Source organism: Shewanella gelidimarina (assembly GCF_023283945.1).
Taxonomy (GTDB): domain Bacteria; phylum Pseudomonadota; class Gammaproteobacteria; order Enterobacterales; family Shewanellaceae; genus Shewanella; species Shewanella gelidimarina.
This window is the reverse complement of sequence record NZ_JAKIKW010000001.1, coordinates 165,521-184,183: the sequence shown is the minus strand read 5'-3', so window position 1 is coordinate 184,183 and position 18,663 is coordinate 165,521. Positions and strand designations below refer to the sequence as shown.

At 43.3% G+C, this 18,663-nt stretch carries 17 protein-coding genes and 1 riboswitch; of the genes, 6 read left to right on the top strand and 11 right to left on the bottom strand.

Annotated elements, in window-relative coordinates:
• Positions 1-116 precede the first annotated feature (116 nt).
• A complete protein-coding gene (locus L2729_RS00810) occupies positions 117-2,060 on the top strand; it encodes a methyl-accepting chemotaxis protein (RefSeq protein ID WP_248986526.1) in 1,944 nt (647 codons plus the stop codon).
• A gap of 111 nt (positions 2,061-2,171) precedes the next feature.
• A complete protein-coding gene (locus L2729_RS00805) occupies positions 2,172-3,023 on the top strand; it encodes a class I SAM-dependent methyltransferase (RefSeq protein ID WP_248986525.1) in 852 nt (283 codons plus the stop codon).
• A gap of 78 nt (positions 3,024-3,101) precedes the next feature.
• On the opposite strand, the gene L2729_RS00800 is transcribed toward L2729_RS00805, so the two are convergent.
• The 4 genes from L2729_RS00800 to L2729_RS00785 all read right to left on the bottom strand — a co-directional run bounded on the left by L2729_RS00800 (position 3,102) and on the right by L2729_RS00785 (position 7,367).
• Positions 3,102-3,575 carry a peroxiredoxin gene (locus tag L2729_RS00800; protein WP_248986524.1) on the bottom strand — a complete coding sequence of 158 codons (474 nt, stop codon included), beginning with the start codon at positions 3,573-3,575 and terminating at the stop codon, positions 3,102-3,104.
• Between the two features lie 181 nt (positions 3,576-3,756).
• Positions 3,757-5,259, bottom strand: coding sequence for an arylsulfatase (locus L2729_RS00795; protein ID WP_248986523.1), 1,503 nt, complete (start codon positions 5,257-5,259; stop codon positions 3,757-3,759).
• Complete coding sequence (locus L2729_RS00790) at positions 5,256-5,648, bottom strand: DUF4345 domain-containing protein (RefSeq protein ID WP_248986522.1); 393 nt, start codon at positions 5,646-5,648, stop codon at positions 5,256-5,258. The genes L2729_RS00795 and L2729_RS00790 overlap by 4 nt, the downstream gene beginning before the upstream one ends.
• A 294-nt stretch (positions 5,649-5,942) precedes the next feature.
• On the bottom strand, positions 5,943-7,367 hold the full coding sequence (locus L2729_RS00785) for an aminotransferase-like domain-containing protein (protein WP_248986521.1): 1,425 nt from the start codon (positions 7,365-7,367) through the stop codon (positions 5,943-5,945).
• Positions 7,368-7,475: 108 nt separating this feature from the next.
• Here L2729_RS00785 and L2729_RS00780 point away from each other — a divergent pair, with 108 nt between their 5' ends.
• Positions 7,476-8,012: a GNAT family N-acetyltransferase gene (locus L2729_RS00780; protein WP_248986520.1), complete on the top strand. Its 537-nt coding sequence runs from the start codon at positions 7,476-7,478 to the stop codon at positions 8,010-8,012.
• A gap of 335 nt (positions 8,013-8,347) precedes the next feature.
• Here L2729_RS00780 and L2729_RS00775 read toward each other — a convergent pair whose 3' ends face one another.
• Together L2729_RS00775 and add are read right to left on the bottom strand one after the other, a co-directional pair.
• A complete protein-coding gene (locus L2729_RS00775) occupies positions 8,348-8,761 on the bottom strand; it encodes a VOC family protein (protein WP_248986519.1) in 414 nt (137 codons plus the stop codon).
• Between the two features lie 508 nt (positions 8,762-9,269).
• A complete protein-coding gene (gene add, locus L2729_RS00770; protein ID WP_248986518.1) occupies positions 9,270-10,265 on the bottom strand; it encodes an adenosine deaminase in 996 nt (331 codons plus the stop codon).
• Positions 10,266-10,290: 25 nt separating this feature from the next.
• Positions 10,291-10,390, bottom strand: a riboswitch (purine riboswitch).
• Positions 10,391-10,556: 166 nt separating this feature from the next.
• On the opposite strand from add, the gene L2729_RS00765 reads away from it, so the two are divergent.
• Positions 10,557-11,771, top strand: coding sequence for an MFS transporter (locus L2729_RS00765; RefSeq protein WP_248986517.1), 1,215 nt, complete (start codon positions 10,557-10,559; stop codon positions 11,769-11,771).
• A complete protein-coding gene (gene yidZ / locus L2729_RS00760) occupies positions 11,746-12,699 on the top strand; it encodes an HTH-type transcriptional regulator YidZ (protein WP_248986516.1) in 954 nt (317 codons plus the stop codon). The genes L2729_RS00765 and yidZ overlap by 26 nt, the downstream gene beginning before the upstream one ends.
• Before the next feature lie 402 nt (positions 12,700-13,101).
• On the opposite strand, the gene L2729_RS00755 is transcribed toward yidZ, so the two are convergent.
• The 5 genes from L2729_RS00755 to L2729_RS00735 all read right to left on the bottom strand — a co-directional run bounded on the left by L2729_RS00755 (position 13,102) and on the right by L2729_RS00735 (position 16,646).
• Entirely contained in the window at positions 13,102-14,226 is a 1,125-nt protein-coding gene (locus tag L2729_RS00755) for a serine/threonine protein kinase (protein WP_248986515.1), read from the bottom strand.
• The gene (locus tag L2729_RS00750; protein ID WP_248986514.1) at positions 14,223-14,810 is read right to left on the bottom strand and encodes an ECF-type sigma factor; all 588 of its coding nucleotides are present in this window, start codon (positions 14,808-14,810) and stop codon (positions 14,223-14,225) included. The genes L2729_RS00755 and L2729_RS00750 overlap by 4 nt, the downstream gene beginning before the upstream one ends.
• 82 nt (positions 14,811-14,892) lie before the next feature.
• Entirely contained in the window at positions 14,893-15,576 is a 684-nt protein-coding gene (locus L2729_RS00745) for a metallophosphoesterase (RefSeq protein WP_248986513.1), read from the bottom strand.
• A 55-nt stretch (positions 15,577-15,631) separates the two neighbouring features.
• On the bottom strand, positions 15,632-16,234 hold the full coding sequence (locus tag L2729_RS00740; RefSeq protein ID WP_248986512.1) for a hypothetical protein: 603 nt from the start codon (positions 16,232-16,234) through the stop codon (positions 15,632-15,634).
• A gap of 85 nt (positions 16,235-16,319) precedes the next feature.
• Entirely contained in the window at positions 16,320-16,646 is a 327-nt protein-coding gene (locus tag L2729_RS00735) for a hypothetical protein (protein WP_248986511.1), read from the bottom strand.
• A gap of 727 nt (positions 16,647-17,373) precedes the next feature.
• Here L2729_RS00735 and L2729_RS00730 point away from each other — a divergent pair.
• Complete coding sequence (locus tag L2729_RS00730; protein WP_283104090.1) at positions 17,374-18,576, top strand: dicarboxylate/amino acid:cation symporter; 1,203 nt, start codon at positions 17,374-17,376, stop codon at positions 18,574-18,576.
• Positions 18,577-18,663: the final 87 nt, after the last annotated feature.

Genomic DNA, 18,663 nt, shown 5'->3' with positions numbered 1-18,663 from the left:
AGAGAGCGCTAGATTAATCATCGATTCAATTGAGTTGGTATTAGCTGTTTTCTTGTAATTTTTTTGTAATCTAAGTGACATATTCTTGCATCATCTTTTTGATGTGAGTCAACGGAATGAAAATATCAACCCTATCGCTTTCTGCATCAGCTGTGTTGCTGCTCATTGCAGCATTACTGGCTGGTGTCGTGTTTTGGAGCAGTCAAGAGCGGCTGTTCATTGAGCAACAAACTTCCCAGCTACAACAGATCCAAAAAACCTTTCTAGTTGAAATTAGACGTGAGCTTGATAGCTACCTTACCAGTGGTGATGCTAGTCAGCTTGAACAAGCGAAGCTCAACTTAGCTAAAATTGAGATGCAAATCAGTCGACAACAAAGCGTTGAAGTCTTGCTGCTACAAGGGTCGATTCGACACTTTATTATCGCCCTCGACAATGACTATCGTGCTGCGGGTAAGCTTGCAGGTAATCCCAGGCAATTATTAGCCCATGCAGAATCAGAGATGCTCGATTACAATCGTCGTCTGGCTGATTATGCATTTCAAGGCTTGCAGCAACAGCCACAACTTGCCAATAAATACTTAGCCTTAACCAGAGAACTGCCGCCTTTAATCTATGACTTATCGCAAGTCACTGACGGGTATTTGATCGGCAAAGAGCAGCGACTTAAATCCATATTAGACAGCCTTATTAATGAGCTTAACTTGTGGCATGACAAGCTCGATGCTTTGCCGCTTATCGGGATATATGAAACGCTGGAAGTTGACGAGTTTGCGCTCGGAGATGAAAGCGGAGAAGAGATAGAGATAGGAGAGAGCGCCCACAGTGAGCTATTAAGCTTAAGTAATCGCTATAACAAAGAGGTCAACAATACCCACTCGCTATTGATTGAAAACCAACGTACCCAGCAAGCAATGACCCAAGATATCGCCACCATCGAACAGCTATTATTGGCGCTCGGTATGGAGCAAGAGCAACATAATCAGCAACTAAAGCAAGAGCTCAGTATGGCTATCTATACTATGGTGTCTGTGCTTATTCTTTTTGCTATCGGCTATTTAATACTGCAACAACGACGGGTGATTAAACCGCTCAAACATCTTAACCGCGCCTTCCACAAGTTAAGTGAATCCAATAGTCGAGAACGACTGGCCATTCAGCGTCGCTGCGAAACGGGTCAAATTGCGGGCCATTTCAACCAGCTTTTACAACGCTTCGAGAAAGAAGATGAGGTACAACGTGAGCAGATAACTCATGTATCTAACTCTCTTAGCTTACTCGTTAACCGTATTTCACATCTTTCTGCCAGTACAGAGCAAACTCAAAATATTGTGCTCACCGCACAAGACCAAACTGAGCATATCCGTGTATTGGCGCAAGATGTGAGTCAAACCTCGGGGCAAGTGGAGCAAAGCGCACAACAGACCATGCAGCAGATGCAGCTCAGCCAGCAAGAAGCCCAAGCCGTGCTCGATGCAACACAAGACTCACAAGTTGCTGTCACACACTGCCATCAATCGCTTGCTAGCCTTACAACGTCGGTTTCTGACGTGTCTAGAATCATTGATGTGATCAGTAACATTGCCGAACAAACCAACCTACTCGCCCTTAATGCTGCTATCGAAGCCGCCAGAGCGGGCGAGAAAGGCCGAGGCTTTGCCGTGGTGGCGGACGAGGTCAGAAATCTATCGCAACGTACCCAAATCTCACTAAAAGAGATTATGCAGATCCTCAACCAGCTCACTCAAGCTAATACTGACCTTGATGAACGGGTGCATGGCATTGAAGAGGCTACACAGACTCAAAAGCAGCGTGCACAAAGCCTATGGCAAGTCGCTCAAAATGTGCAATTTCAAGCAAGCGAGATGGCCAGTACCGCCAAACAAGGGGCTAATAGTGCCTTAGAGCAAGTAAGCTATTTGGACGACTTTGTTAGCGCAATGAACAGCCTTAAAGACCATGCTCAAGCTGCCTCACAGCAAAGTGATGAGATAGCCAAAGAGGTTGAATTGAGCGTTGAAAATATCGAAGTCAGCTTAGGCATTAAGACAGGCGTTTGAAAAATATGGCGGTGATACTAGGTTTTTGTAACCTTTCTGTAAGAATCCAGCTAAAATAACAGTACTTTCAATAGCGTTATGCTGAATTTTAACAAAGGGAATAGGGATATTATGAATAACCTCCTCTTAAGCGCGGTTATCGCGACAAGCTTTTTATCAGGTCAGGTTAATGCAGCCGAGTCTGACTCCCCTTTTGCAATATCCATATTAACGGCGATGGAAACCTATGAAGATTCTCCTGATAGCTCCCTGTCTAAGGGTCTGGGTGTCTCTGTCATTTGGGACGACCTTCGCTACGATAATACCTACCAGTTAGACAAGAATTACTTTAGGGTCCGCGGCACTTATTATTACGAACAAGATTCAGAGAAATACGACGAAGATAGATATCGTAACTCGATGGACATGAAGCTTCACTACCAACGTCCTTTCATGAATATCAACAATAACGCTAACCACACCTTAAGCTTTGTGGGTCGCTACGAAGGTCACTATAACAGCCAACAACTGGAAGAGTTTGAACAACTCGCCATTGCAGGGCTTGGACTCAACAATCGCTATGGTGAAGTCGATTACTATGATTTGGGCTTAACGCTGGGCCTTGCTTATAGCGAAGAAGAGAAAGACGATGACTGGCCAAGAGAACATCTTGGGATCAGCGAAGATGAGCTCAACCGCAAAGGTTATGGTTACTACTTTTCTTGGACCAACCGTTACACCTTTGGCCACTCTGGTGTGCAACTAGGCATTGATTACAGCCGTTATGATGGCCTTTGGGGTTATAAAGATGGCAAGTCATACACCTTTAACCGTCTGAATATGAGCGTGGTTGTGCCGTTAGCTGATAACAACAACTTGCTGCACTTTATCACTCAATATATTGACCGTGAATCAGAGCAAGACTTGATTGGCTTTGATGACGTACTGTATCGCGTTGCCGTTGAATACGTGCATTACTTTTAAAGTATGTCAGTAGCTTAAACAGAAGTATATCAAACAAAAAAGGAGCCTATAGGCTCCTTTTTTATATGCATTTACCGCTTAAAGTGTCGCTAAAATCGCGGCAGCTGTACTGACCTCAAATGACTGTGGTGCCTCAACATTTAATGTTGTAACTACGCCATTATCAATCACCATAGCGTAGCGCTGTGAACGTACACCGCCAAAACCAGCAGTGTCCATTTCGAGTCCTAATGCTTTGGTAAAGCTCGCATCGCCGTCGGCTAACATCATCAATTCAGATGCATTTTGCGCAGCTCCCCATGCCTTCATTACAAATGCATCATTAACTGAAACACAGGCAACAATGTCTACACCCTTAGCTTTAAATTCATCTGCCATCACTACAAAACCGGGTAAATGTGCTTCTGAACAGGTCGGCGTAAATGCACCCGGTACCGCAAAAAGCACCACCTTTTTATTAGCAAATAACTCGGCAACATTATGATTTAACATGCCATCGGCTGTGAGTTCTGCCAGAGTGCCAGCGGGTAAAGCTTGTCCTTGTTCGATCATGAGGTGTTCCTTTCAATGTTAGAATAGTGGCTGTATCTATATGCTAGTGCAATTTACCGCAAACAAATACAGAGAGAAAACAGGGTTATCAAATTAGTAGCCCTTTATATTGTCCATAAAAAAGCTCATCGTAAATGATGAGCTTTCAACGTGTCGCTATTTCAACGGCGACTATCCGCCTCTAGTTACCAACGCCGCCAGTATTAATCGGGCCACTGTCAGCCGTCACCGCAGGCCACTGCTTAAACGTGGCTAAATGCTGCGCTACCGCTTCTTGCACTGGACCAAAGGCCCACATTTTTTGCCCCATCCACTTAAGGTACATACCCGACTCCTCGGCAGCCCTTTCATAGGGGTCTTGACGTAAATTAAACAATAGCGGTGCATTTAGCTCCTCTTTTGCACCACCCCAGCCATTATTTTGCACCACAAAATGCGCCTTCCAATTACCGACTCGCACAGCTTGTAGTTTGGTGCGTTCGTAATAGAAGATCTCCTTTCGATTGGAGGGAGCATCCTTAGTTAACATATCCAGCTGATTGTAACCGTCTAGATGGGCTGTAAAACCTTTGTAGCCCTTGAGCATTTTCTGTTTCAGATCCTGAGGGCCACCCGCTGCTGCGACTAAAGTGGGCAATAAGTCCATTCCATCAAACATGCCATTATTAACCGTACCAGCAGGAATATTGTTAGGCCACTGAATCAAAAATGGCGCTCTAACGCCCCCTTCCCAGGTAGTTCCTTTCTCACCATGAAACGGCGTCATACCACCGTCGGGCCAAGTCATGATCTCTGGTCCATTGTCGGCAGTGAAAATAATAATGGTATTGTCGGCAATCCCTAGCTCTTCAATTTTTGCCAGCATCTCACCAACATGATCATCGAGATCTTTCATCACCACTTCTTGAAGACCCCAACCATTGGTACCCAGCATTTTTTCATATTTGGGTGAAAGGTGTGTCCATACATGGCCGCGAGATGGACAATACCAGGTGAAAAATGGCTTGTTAGCTTTTACTGCTTTTTCAATAAAGTTAATGGCGTGCTTGTTAACTTCATCATCAAGCGTCCGCATCCGCTCAATAGACAATGGTCCGTCATCCTTAATCGACTGACCACCCTTTCCATCGGATTTAGCATGGATCACGTTTCGCGGTGCAAACTTCTGAAACGCTTTATCTTTTGGCCAATCAGGATCTTCGGTGTATTCCATTGCATTCAAATGGTATAGCCAACCCCAGTATTCATCAAAACCATGCTTGGTCGGTAAAAAGTCATCTCGGTCACCTAAGTGATTCTTACCAAACTGGCCTGTCATATACCCCATCTTTTTCAATACTTCAGGCAGCGTGGGCGTATCTTGATTCAATCCAACAGGGCCACCGGGTAACCCCACGGTATGCATCCCTGTGCGTACCGGAAACTGTCCCGTCATAAAGGCCGAACGTCCTGCGGTACATGAGGGTTGAGCATAATAATCGGTTAACAGCATGCCTTTTTCAGCAATGCTATCGATATTGGGAGTGCGACTACTCATCACCCCATTGTGATACGCACTGAGATTAGAGATGCCAATGTCATCGGTAAAGATAACGAAAATATTTGGTTGGTCTTTTGCGGCAGTCGCCGAAAAAGAGAGTGCTATCAAAACTCCACACGCTATAAATTTGAACATCCTTTTCATTTCAATTCCTCTTTTGCTGATTTTTTAATCATAAAAATACCTGTCAAACCCAAGCCAATCTCCAACAAGAGATAAACAAAGAGTAACCAGTGAGGCATGCCGTCGATCACTAAACTCAGCAATCGTCCAGAGCCGAGCCCAAGCATAAAAACAACTAAGCTGTATAACGCTGGCAGTCGATACTTTTGTTTATACGCTCCCAACAGCCAAAACAGCGCTAACGCCAAATAAAGCCCCATAATGGCGCGAAATATTTGGACGAAATTAATGCCTTCGGCTTCAATACCAAACAAAAAGTGCATCGTGATCGGCGGGAATAATCCATATGACAGTGCTATAGGTATCAACCCTAACATCGCTAGAATAAGAAATTTGGCGGGTAACGTCATTCACTGTCCCTGTTAAAATTCTGCGTCAATAAAGACTAGTTGAGGACAGAGAAGATTCAAGTTTGTGGAACAGAAATTAAGAAATTTACAACAACTTAGAGGCAATAGTCCTAGCATTCTTACCTAGCGTAGACAGAATAGGGGGCGAGGGTGTGAAGCGTACAAAGAACAACGACGGAGGCAATACCACCAAGCACGCTGAAGAGGCCGTTAAGTCAAAGTAATAGCGACGTATGCGCTGTTACTTATCGATATGCTGAACCTTCTTTTTTTAGGGTGTTTGGCTATAAACGTTTACTGCTGCACATAGTCGGCAATGATCTCTCCAAGCAGGCTAATACCGTTTATCATGTCGTCATTCCACGGCAAGGCAAACGTCACTCGGAAATAGTTATCGTAGCGATTATCGAGGGTAAACATGGCTCCAGGCGCAATAGACAATTTATTTTCAAGCACTTTATGCCACAACGCTTGGCTCGTTAAATGTGCTGGTAGCTGAAACCAAATACAGGGGCCGCCACTTGGCTGGCTAATATAAAATTGTGCTGCAGTGATACGAGCCAAGTGTGGCCGCAGCAGCGCCATTGTTGCATTATAATTTTGATGTATTTGACAGCGTAACGCTGATAGGTGTTTATGGTAACGGCCAGAATTCATCATCTCTTGCATCATGTGTTGCAATACTATGCTGGGTTCTTCTGCCACCGTTTGTTTCGCGAATTGGCACTCATCAAAGCTATTAATGCACAATAAATAGCCCAAACTAATGGTGGGTGAAACGGTATCGTAAAAATCAGCAATACAGATCACTCGGCAAGATGACTCCTCACTCACTAGGCTCGCGATAGTGGCAGGCCGCTCACTGCCAAAATAGAGCTCACCACGGTCGTATTCAATTAACGTCACATGATGTATTTCAGCCCATTCGATAAGCTGTACTTTCTCACGGCTACTGAGTACTCGCCCTGTGGGATCGGCAAAATTGGGGTTTAGTAAGTAGGTTGCAAAAGACTGTGACTCATATGCGCTGCTCAACAAGGCTAACTCATCTTGATAATCTGCCTGCATGGGTATTTCAACCACATCCGCATTAAACTGCTTCAACATCGTTTGAAAATAAAATGACATGGGTGACTCGACAGCAATCGGCTGATCCAGCGCTCTAGCAGAGGTAAGCGCTAGCATTAACCCCTCTTGTCGCCCATTAGTGACCAGAACTTTTTTATAATTAAAGATTTGCTGGCTACGTAATAAATGATGACAAATGGCCAATCTGAACTCTGCCACGCCTTCGATGGGATCTTGCATCCATAGCTTATAAGGCCGTTTAGCCAGCGCTTTTTTATGCAGCTGATTAAGCAGCAACTCGGGATCAATCACCGTACTGGGTGCAGTGCACGATAACGGTAAAATATCATCATCATTAAAAGAGTATTGCACCGCTCTATCCAGCGTTAACCCAGCAAGCACCCTATTGATTTGACGGCCGTAATTAGGCGGTTCGGCATTAACTCTAGCGACCACAAAATAGCCACGTTTGGGCTTGGCAACCACCCAGCCTAAACGCTCCAATTCATGATAAGCCTGCATGACGGTTGATATCCCCAACTGCCTTTGCTTAGCGAATGTGCGCACCGATATCAGCTTTCCCTTCAGATGACCTTGCTCAATGGCAGTCATGATCTCATCGACAATTTTCCGATATTTAAACACTGCCATTAGCGGTTCACCATCTGTATTGGGTTTTATTGGCTTTAACTGTATCTGTTTTGCATTTCAATCTCTATGTAAAGTAAAAACCAATACAGAATAGAGGATGTAAAAAATATGAAAGTCATCACTGAAACAGAGCGTTTAATCATTCGAGAATTTAATCGCGGCGATGCCCAAGCCGTTTATGACTTTAACTCTCCAGAAGCCGTCAACCGCTACACTGGCGATGCGGGGCTGTGCGAAAGCATAGAAGATGCGACAAACATCATCGAGAATATCTGGCTTAAAGAGTATGCTGAATTTGGCTTTGCTCGTTGGGCGGTGGTGCTAAAAGAGACCGGGCAGGTGATCGGCTTTTGTGGTTTTAAGAATGAAACGCGTATTAATGCTGTTGATATTGGTTACCGTTTTCACCCCGACTATTGGGGCCAAGGCTTTGCCACTGAGTCAAACCAAGCGTGTCTCACCTATGCTCGTGCCCATATGGATTTGGATACGATTTATGGCGAAGTGATGCCAGAAAATAGCGGCTCTATCCAGGTGCTAAAAAAGCTGGGAATGCAGTTTGTAAAACAGTATCAAGAGGGTGGGTACACCATCGACAGTTATGTAATCCAGCTGAAGTCACTAAGCTGCGACGATAAAACCTAACGGCTTTGCGCTACTACTGCGATCATCTGCATAGGCTCTTAATTTATCAGTATATTTATACTATAAAGCCATTAAAGAACTGTCATTTTGTCAAACCATCGCCGACGATATGTTAGTTGAACTAACATATCAATTGAGCAAAATTCCATACGAAATAAAGATATTATTAGATAAGCCCACTAACCTTACCTTTATCCTGCGATCTTCAAGCTCAACTGCACAATCAGACGTCATCAACTCTTCCAGTAACGGTTGCCCCACAGTCCTCTTTAGAACAGTATTAACGGCCTTGAATGTTAACCTCTGGCATCAAGTTCATTCAGCGTTAACACTGGCTAAGACGTGGCTTTGTTTAACTGTAGTAAGTCCCACTTGGTACCATAGAGATCTTTAAATACCACCACCATGCCATATTCTTCAGACCTTGGTGCTTCGGTAAACTCCACCCCATTGGTTTTCATCAACTCATAGTCACGCCAAAAGTCATTAGTGTGCAGGAATAGAAATACTCGCCCGCCCGTTTGATAACCAACAGATCGCTGTTGCTCTTCATTACTCGCTTGAGCTAACAGTAGGTTGGTTCCTGTAGAGTTGGGCGGTGAGATCAATACCCAGCGCTTACCACCACCTAAATCAATGTCTTCAATCAGTTCAAACTGTAGTTTCTGAGTGTAAAACGCAATGGCATCGTCATAGTTTTCGACCACTAAAGCCACGCTGCCTATATGCTGTTGAATCGGTTTACTCATCTATTGTTTCTCTCGGTTAAAAGCTGGATATTATCTTAATTGAGCAAGAAACTCATTTGCAGATACACTCATCTATTATATTAGCGTACCTATTGAGAGTCGTGGATGGCGGCGATAAAGAAAGGGTTGAACGCGACCCAGAGCATCTGCTCTGAGCCGTTGTTAGCTGAACGCTATGATGTCTAAAAATACACTAGCGTCCAAGCTAGTAAACTCAAGTGCCGAATTATACCAATTGCATTAAGTATTTGACCAATTCAGAGCGCCTCAGATTTTTCAATTCAAGGCGCATTGGTGAAGAAATGGTTATTCCCTTTTAAGCCAGTGCAAAGCAGAAGTGGAAAGTCTGAGTCGCTCACGTAGTGCGGCTGACGTTTAAATCAAATGGCAAAGCCCTTTAAGCTTCGTTGCGGGCTTTAATATCGAATAACTATTAGTTTGAACCCCCCATCTTGCCTACAGGGCTTTGAATTCCCGCTGAATGGTCAAACTTTTAATGCAACTGGTATTACTCTACCAATGTTAATAGCTGACGTTTTACCGACTCTGAAGCAAACGAATGCTCAACACTGACTTTATAGATTTCAAAATACTCTTTACGGCTAAGCTTAAACTCTTGCATCACTTTACGCACTTCATCCGTCATGGTGGTATTTGATACCGTTCGGTTATCCGTATTGATAGTGATCAACACGCCATCTTTATGAAATTCGCTAAAGGGATGCTGGCTCAAGCTGTCGACCGCTTTAGTTTGAACATTGCTCGTCGGGCAGCTTTCTAAGGCAACCGATGTGCTTTTTGTTAAGTCATATGCTTCTTTATGAGTCTTAATATCAATGCCATGCCCAATACGTTCAGCGCCCAGCAGCGAGATGGCGTCGTAGACATTTTGACCCACTCCTTGCTCACCCGCATGAATCGTTACTCGATAGCCTTTCTTAACCGCATATTCTGCATGAGGTACAAAACCTTGGCAGAATCCAGGCAACTCACTGCCCGCAAGATCGAAAGCGACTACGCCGTCATTGATAAAGTTGGCGCCCGCATCAATGACCTCATTAACCCTATCTTTAGGCATATTACGGATAATCGACAGAATGAAATTACCTTTGATGTCGTATTGAGACTCCGCTCTTTTCATCCCTTTAACCGCGCTGCTAATCACCTGTTCTAGCGTCAAGCCACTTTGAAGATGTAATAGTGGCGCAAAACGCACCTCAAGATACTTCACATTTTCTTTTGCGGCATCTTCAAACACTTCAAAAGATATCCGTTCAATACCAGCGGCGGTTTGCATCACAGACAGTGGTAATTCAAATCGAGTCAGGTATTCATCAAGATTTTGGCAGGTATCGGGGGCGACCATTAATGATTGAATGTCAGTAAGATCATGGCTGGGTAATGGCACGTTTTGCTGCTGCGCAATATCAATAACACTTTGCGGGCGAACGCTACCATCTAGGTGACAATGTAGATCGATTTTGGGCAAGTTTAAATAATTCATAGGTCTCTACCTTTTTTGAATAAGAAATAAAAGTCACAGACCTCATAATCAAGAATTTAAGGCTCTTGGTAGAAACTCCCAAACCATATCATTGGGATTATACGAAGTAATTAGCGGGGTAGAATTTAACATTGTTAGCGCAGTGACTACAAGCCACTTAAAAATCACCACAAATAAAATACCTTATTGATCAACCGTATGTCGTAATTAGAAATACCTGTTGTCATAACAGCAACTCGTATATTGATAATTGGGGGCCTATTATCCGGCAATCAATTATACGAGGTACTTATGTTTCGATATCTTCTTTGCAGTTTTGCGCTTGTGCTCCTCTATCCCACCGCAATCGATCTCTACCTTGTGGGCTTACCCCAAATCGCACAAGATCTCGGTGCCAGTGAATCTCAATTGCACCTCGCTTTTTCAATCTACCTTGCAGGCATGGCGGCCACGATGCTATTTGCCGGGCGCTTTGCCGATGCCGTCGGACGTAAGCCCGTCGCCATTGTCGGAGCGGCGATCTTTATCATTGCCTCTGCACTTTGCGGTTCTGCTGACAGCACTCAAACATTCTTAATCGCAAGATTTGCACAAGGAATTGGTGCTGGCTCTTGTTATGTCGTGGCATTTGCTATTTTACGTGACACTTTAGACGACCAACGTCGCGCAAAGGTGCTGTCGATGCTGAACGGCATCACTTGTATCATTCCAGTTATTGCGCCGGTGATTGGTCACTTAATCATGCTCAAATTCCCATGGCAGAGTCTGTTTACAACGATGACTGGCATCGGAATATTGGTGTGTACCTTGTCTATATTTGTTCTAAAAGAAACTAAACCCGATCAAAGCGCTGAGCAGCAAACTGACAGTAACAAAAACCTCAATATAGCGAATACCACCCAGCCTGAGATGTTTCTCGAACGCTACTTCATCAGCCGATTAATCATCACCGCCATGGGCGTGACGACCATTCTGACTTACGTCAATGTTTCACCCATGCTGATCATGGGAACGATGGGCTTTGATCGTGGCGAATACTCATCGGTGATGGCGTTAACCGCCTTGGTGAGCATGACCTCATCATTCTTAGCGCCATTGGCATTATCTTGGCTGAAACAAAGCACGCTAATGCTGATCTCACAATGCGTATTAATGACAGCGGCGCTCGTTCTAGGTGCCTCCTATTTCGGTGTCGACAATGACAGCTTGTACCTTGTTGGATTCGGGCTGACATGCAGTGGATTCGCCATTGGTTTTGGTGTTGCAATGAACCAAGCACTCAGCCCATTCTCCCAGCGGGCAGGTGTGGCGAGTTCTTTGCTCGGTATCGCCCAAGTATGCAGTTCAGGCTTATACATATGGATTATGGGGCTACTTGGTGTGAGCCCATTAAATATGTTGCTGATAATATTGCTGCTAGGTAGCCTTATTAGCCTCACTCTAATACTATTATTGGGTTCTCCCCTTCACAGTGGTTCAAATGAAAAAATCGTTAGCACGGCTTGATCTTAATTTGTTGTTCACGCTACAAATTTTACTCAAAGAACAAAATGTGTCTAAAACCGCTAAGAAGCTAAATGTGACCCCCTCTACGGTAAGTAAAGCGCTTAAAAAGCTTAGAGATTGGTTTGACGATCCGTTATTTGTTAAAACACCTCAAGGCTTGAGGCCAACCCCTCTAGCGCAAAGTATCGAGGAAGATCTCGCTGAGTGGCTGCAAATGGGCAGCCAGATCCTAGAAAAACGCGGAGATGAAGTACCCAATGGGGTGCATTTTAATCTAGTGATGGAATCACCTTTACTGCTGATCATGTTTAATCAGCTATCACAGTCAATCTACCAAAAGTATCCTGATGCAAAAGTGAAGGTGCAAACTTGGGATTATGATTCGCTAGAGTCGATTATTTGCGGTGACGCTGACATCGGTTTTTCGGGTAGAGAGAGCCACCCACGATCCAAAGAACTGCTGGATTTACTGCCCTACTTTATTGACTTTGAAGTGTTATTTACCGACCTACCCATGGTGTACTTGCATAAAGATCATCCCGCACTGCAAGAAGAGTGGAACATAGATACGTTTCTCAAATACGCTCATATTAATATTGTTTGGGAAAAAAGTGAGACCTGGGCGCTCGACGAAGTGCTAATGGAGATAGGGTTAACTCGCAATGTCGCCCTGACCATGAATAGCTTTGAACAGTCTCTCTTTATGGCGGCTCAACCCGGGCATAATATGTTCACAACGGCGCCTAAGTATTGCCAACAATATGTTCAGCATATGCGTTTTGATTTAGTCAGCCTGCCGATCCCTTTAGATAAGGAGTATCTCGACAAACTACTCACCCCCTTCACCATGCTGTGGCACAAACGCAACGGACATAATCCCAAAATCAGGTGGCTCAGAGACACCATAAAAAGCCTCTATTGCACCTAGGTTTAATGCCAAACTAGATCTGTGGTTCGATCTGTATTGCTATATAGGTGAACTGGAAAGAGTTTAAAATACGAATGAGCTAGCGATGCGTATTTGTCTTAATCAATAAATGTTAGGGGCTGTTGATCTTTCACGGTTTTTTTTGCTGCAGTTTATTGGCTATTTTGACAAGGCGGAGGCTATGTCGTTTAGTTATTCTCCACAAATAGCCTACAACACAGTAAAAATAGCCAAGAAGCGCGGCCCTTAGGGTTCGTTTCAATGCTTTTAGTCTTTTATGATTAGAATGCGTTACGCGCTTTTCGCTTAGGTTGCTAAATCATCGCTCAAGCCTTGTACTAAAATCATTATTCCTTACGGTAAAGAATCGAACAAAAACTAAGCTCGAAAGATCAACACCCCTTAGTTAAATACAATCCACAAACTGGTCGCAACGGAGTAAACCAACAACACACAAGCAAGTGAGGTAAAGGGCTTACGCTTTAATAGCTTTTGGAACAGATAAGGGCCGCTTTGTGAAAACTCTTGAACCGGTAAACCTTGCTGGTAATAGCGGATACTTTTCTGAAGTGCTTCTGCATTTGGGTAACGATGCTCAGGCCTAATTGATAAGGCTTTTTTTATAATCGCATTAAGCTCGGTATTATTAAGTTTATCCACATCCATTTTTGTCGCCACTTTATCCGTCAGCAAATAATGTAATATGACCCCCAATGAAAAAACATCTGATTGCGCGGTACATTTTTGACCTGAAACTTGCTCTGGCGCACTCCAATACCGCGTAAAAGCCTGGATGCTATCCTGGCTTTTGTCACTAGCGCTCGCTTGATATTTACTGGCCAGACCCAAGTCGATTAACACCAAGTGGCCTTGCTCATTAATAATGATATTCTGTGGTTTTATATCACCGTGGAAAAGCTGTTCATAATGAAGATAACTGACAGCTCGCATCAATTGATCAAACACATTTAGCCTCTCACTTTGGCTAACGTTATTATTGGCTATCCAGCTATCTAATCCTAGACCATCAATGTAATCCATCACAATGCAGGCATGACCTTGTACCTCAGACACCCCATAAATACTGCACACATTAGGGTGGTCTAACGCGATCAAAATAGACGCTTCATTAAAAAATATCGCCCTTTGCTGGCCTGAGTTAAGCTTATTGGTACGTAGAATTTTGACCGCAGCCTTATGTACTCTCTCACTCTCGCAGTCATGGCTCACTAAGCGTTGTTCACCTTGAAACACCAAGCCCATACCGCCTGATTCTGACACTAGTCGGGTAATCGTAAACCCCATCACCTGCTGACCAATAAAGGTATTTTGATCCATCGGATTTTGATTAGAAATTTGCTGAGATAATAATTGGCTACTCGATAGCGGAATGTCGTCCACCAAGAGCATTTTTTCAAGCTCAATGGCCGCGGCAGGATAGGCCTTCTTTAACGGTAACAACCGCTTTTCTTGCTCTATTTTACTTAAACTCGCCAATTCACTGTACAGGGAAACAATATCTATCATTCGCTTAATTTAGCTCTCAGCCATACTGTGGCAAATTTTAAATCACTATCGACGGTTCTAGGAGACAACCCTAAAATATCGGCAATTTGTTGATGCGACACTATGGCAAAATTTTTCAGTTCAAACACTTCAGCTTGTCTTGGATAAGTTTGTTGTAACTGCTCTAATACGGATGCCAATGCGAGATTTTCAGTCCAATTAGGCAACAACACATCCGAATCGGATAATTGCGAATTCAAAAACTCATATTTAGCTTTTTGCTTGTTAATTAACGACTGGTGAGGCTTACCAAACAGTAAATGCCATACTGACACGCGTACATAGTCAAAAAAGTCTTGTCGGTTTTCAAAAGGCAGCTCATCGTTACGCCAGCGGTGTAATTTCACCACAGACTCACTCGCTAACTCAGTAATCGAAGCACCATGCAGGATAGTTTCATTTGGGCGATGCTGTGAGAGGTACTTTCCAACTATCGCGCGAATATCTTGATAGGCATAAGTGAGAAATTCCTCACTTTGATCTTTATCCCTATTTTGCCAACCCACCAATAATTCAGTGGCATTATTTAACTCTCTAATTGACACGTAAATCCCTCTATTCGCCATTTATAGACAACCGATAGTCATCTATTTATGCGTCAATTACTAGTTATTACAGTTAATTAAGTTAATCCATATTAAAATCATTTAGGTTTATAATGGTCAGCTCTTGTTTTAATGCAAACGTATCAATCCAATAGCGATTATCGAACTGAGTAATACGATTAACAGGGCTATGTCCGTGCACCACATAGTCGATCATATCGATACCTTTACATGATTCATTATTATGTAAAGGTCGACTCCATAACACTTGCCAAATATCTTCATCGGACAACTCACCCCTTTGTAGCGTTTGCCAGTCAGGTGTGGCTGATGCATGGCTAATACCAATGCTTTTTCCATTGACACTAATAGTCCGGGTCAATGGCATGGCGATATCAATCAAGGTTTTCCAACGTATTAACACATCAAATCGGTCTAAGTGTTGTGACAACCACTCGCCCCCTTTTTGCTGTAATACATCCCAATAGTCAGAGGACTGAAAGCCCAATAAAAACAGCTGTTCATGGTTCCCCATTACTGAAAAAAACCACTTCTTAGTTAATAAATTTAAGCATTCAATACTTTCTGTACCTTTACTGATGAGATCCCCAGTGCAAAAAAGGCGGTCAATCTGAAAGTTAAACCCCAGTGTAAACAATTGCTCATAGAGTCGTTTAATTTGCCCATGAATATCACCGACAATATAATCTTTGCCCAAGACGTTGGCAGTATTAAACACATGCTGTTTTCTAGGTTTAAAATGCATTACTTTGAACCTTAAAAAATGGCCAGTCATCAACTGGCCATTCAAAAATGACAATCTACTTTTGAACCAATTGAGCCCACAGAGCATGGTTGGTTTTATAGCCAGGCTTAATCGTTGTAATGACCACTAACACAAGACTTACCAAGAAAAGATAAAGGCCAATATCGGTATACTTAAGAGCCTCACCTAACCCACGCATAATGTCTTTTGTTCTTGATCCACCTAGCATCTGAGTCATCTGAAACATCTGAAACATCTCTGCCAATTGCTGGTAAAGTGTATAACCAATAGACACAAGTAATATAAGCAATAAACTGCGTGAAATTAACTGCTTTGCACCCAATAGGTGGCTACACAAAGCCAGAATAACAATCACATATAACCAAGACGGTGTTAGCTCGCTCAGCGGCATACTACTTCCCATAAATGTCATCACGGGGAAAAATGTGCTCAGCAGCATAAAAGCCAAACTAAATACCGCGAAAAAGTTCATTAATTTAATGCTTGCAGTATCAACAGCTAACGCTCTATCTTTAGTATTGGTAAGGGTTACCTTAGCTTGTTCAAAAGCTTGCGACTGCTGTAAATCACTGGTTAACTGCCCTGCGGTATTTCTGGCCTCACTAGCCAAGTCTAACGCTTTATTCTTTAATGACATGTCTTGTTATCCCTGTTATTTCGGTCTGTTTTTTACCCAAGAAGGTTATACACCTCAAGAGTATTTGGTGGTTGCTGCCTACTGATTAAAGTTGGAGAATGTTAGCGGCTAATAACTCTCGATCTAAACTAATATCATCATCTTCTGCACGCTCAATGATGTACGACAGTTCGCATGCATTCACGATGTCACTTTGTTCACTGGTCATCGATTTAGTCAGGCTTCTCACTCCCGCTTCCTTAAAGCAAGTATTCATCATTTTCATTTTCTGTTGGAAATCACCTGATGAATTCCAATCTTGGATCCAAGCTAATTGATCTTCTTCTGCAGAGCTTCCACAACCGACTAATATGATCGCAGCCAATCCAAATAACATTCCAGATTTAATGTTGTTTCCAGTATTCGATTTCATCGTTATTCCTTAATTTTGGGTATATGTTTTTATATCAATGAGCTAATAGGGAATGAGTTTAAAGAAACAACAGAAAACGATGAGTGACGTAAAATAATTATATTTACGCAAAGGGGATTGAAGATTTTTATATTTTGAAGAATTGATTACTGAGGGTCAGATTAGAGTGAGGCAATTATCGCGAGTAAATAATCAATAACATACTTAGCTTTCTACCCGACCTCAACGCTCAGCCCCATCAACTCACCCGCTGAAAAGTGTTCAACATCCTCATGCGGCTATCTACCGAAGAGGACTGGATTGAGAAAGTCAGTACATTAACGATGCAGTCCATATTCTCGATCCCGGAGAAAGCTGAAACAAAAAATGTAATCCACTTCATTCGAAGCCGAATGGTCATTAAGCAAACACCATAAACTCTCGTTCATTCACTCCGTAAAGAAAAAGCGTCAAACACATGCTTAAATAACGAACATCAAATACAGATATAAGAATCTGCCCTATTAATTCTGAATTCAATTTAGCGATATGCTGATTTTTACCTATACTTTTTAAGGATAATTCAATGGGAGATCGATTTATTTATAGAAGAATGAGTTAAGTCCCTAGTTAAGTGCTGTTTCACAGTGGCTCATACGCTGATGTGGTAGCTTTACGCCTCTTCAGCAAATGCTTAATAAAACAGTTCAACAACGGAGCGAGCGTGGGAATTTCAGATAAAAAATTAATGAATAATATAGGTCTTCAGGTCGTTATTGCCATGATAATAGGGGCATTAGTAGGCCTTTACATGGGAGAAGGTGCCGCTATATTTGGACCTTTGGGCACCATATTTATTCATCTGGTTAAGATGCTCGTCATCCCCTTAGTCGTGGTATCCATTATCGCCGGCGCCGCCAGCCTAGGTAACAGCCCCTCAGCGGGTAAGATGGGTATTGGCACCTTTGCCTTCTTTATTATCACCTCGGGCATTGCCGTTACACTCGCACTGGTCATGGGCAATATTTTCAAACCCGGTGCCGGAATTGACTTTAGTGCACACGGTCAATCACTCACCCAGATCACCGCAGAGCAAGGCGCACTTCCCAGTGCAATGGATACTCTAATTGGCATGATCCCAACCAATGTATTTGAATCGATGACGTCGGGAAATATCCTGCAGATCTTAGTCTTCTGTATCTTCTTCGGTATCGCATTGAGTAAAGTGAAAGGCGATGGTGCCAAACCGGTTATCAAGAGCCTCAATACCATAGTCGAAGCCTTTGTATGGATGATCAATTGCGTGATGATCATTGCCCCTCTCGGCGTATTTGGTCTAATGGCTGAATCTGTGGGCTCATTCGGCTTTCAAGCTTTGGAAGTCGTATTGAAGTTATTCGTGGTCTTCGTGGTCGCGATTCTTATCTATGCCTTCATCTTCTTCCCGTTGATAGTGAAATTCTTCTCAAACGTTCCGGCGATGAAGTTTATCTCTGCGATGAAGAAACCTCAGGCGATGGCGTTATCTACCGCTTCATCTATGGCAACGCTGCCTGTCACCATGGAAACGTGTGAACAGGAACTCAATATCTCCAAGGCGACCACGGCCTTCGTATTACCACTGGGCGCGACCATCAACATGACGGGTAACGCTATCTATTATGGCTTAGTCGCCATGTTCTTCGCCCAGATGTATCATATCGATCTGACCACCACCGCCTATGCAGCCATTATCTTCACTTCGACACTGGGCGCCATCGGCCAAGCCGGTGTGCCAGGGCCGTCGTTCTTGGTTGTCGCCGTGCTACTTGCAGCAGGGATCCCGATTGATGGTCTGCCACTGCTGTTTGCGCTGGACCGTATATTTGACATGATCCGTACCTCATTGAACATTACAGGCGACGCTGTCTGTGCTGTGGTGATGGATCGATTTAATCCGCAACACAAGTAGTCTTAAGTACAAAAATGACTGACAAAAAAGCCCTTCTACAGAAATGTAAAAGGGCTTTTTATTAGAAGTCAGAACGCTCCACAGCAC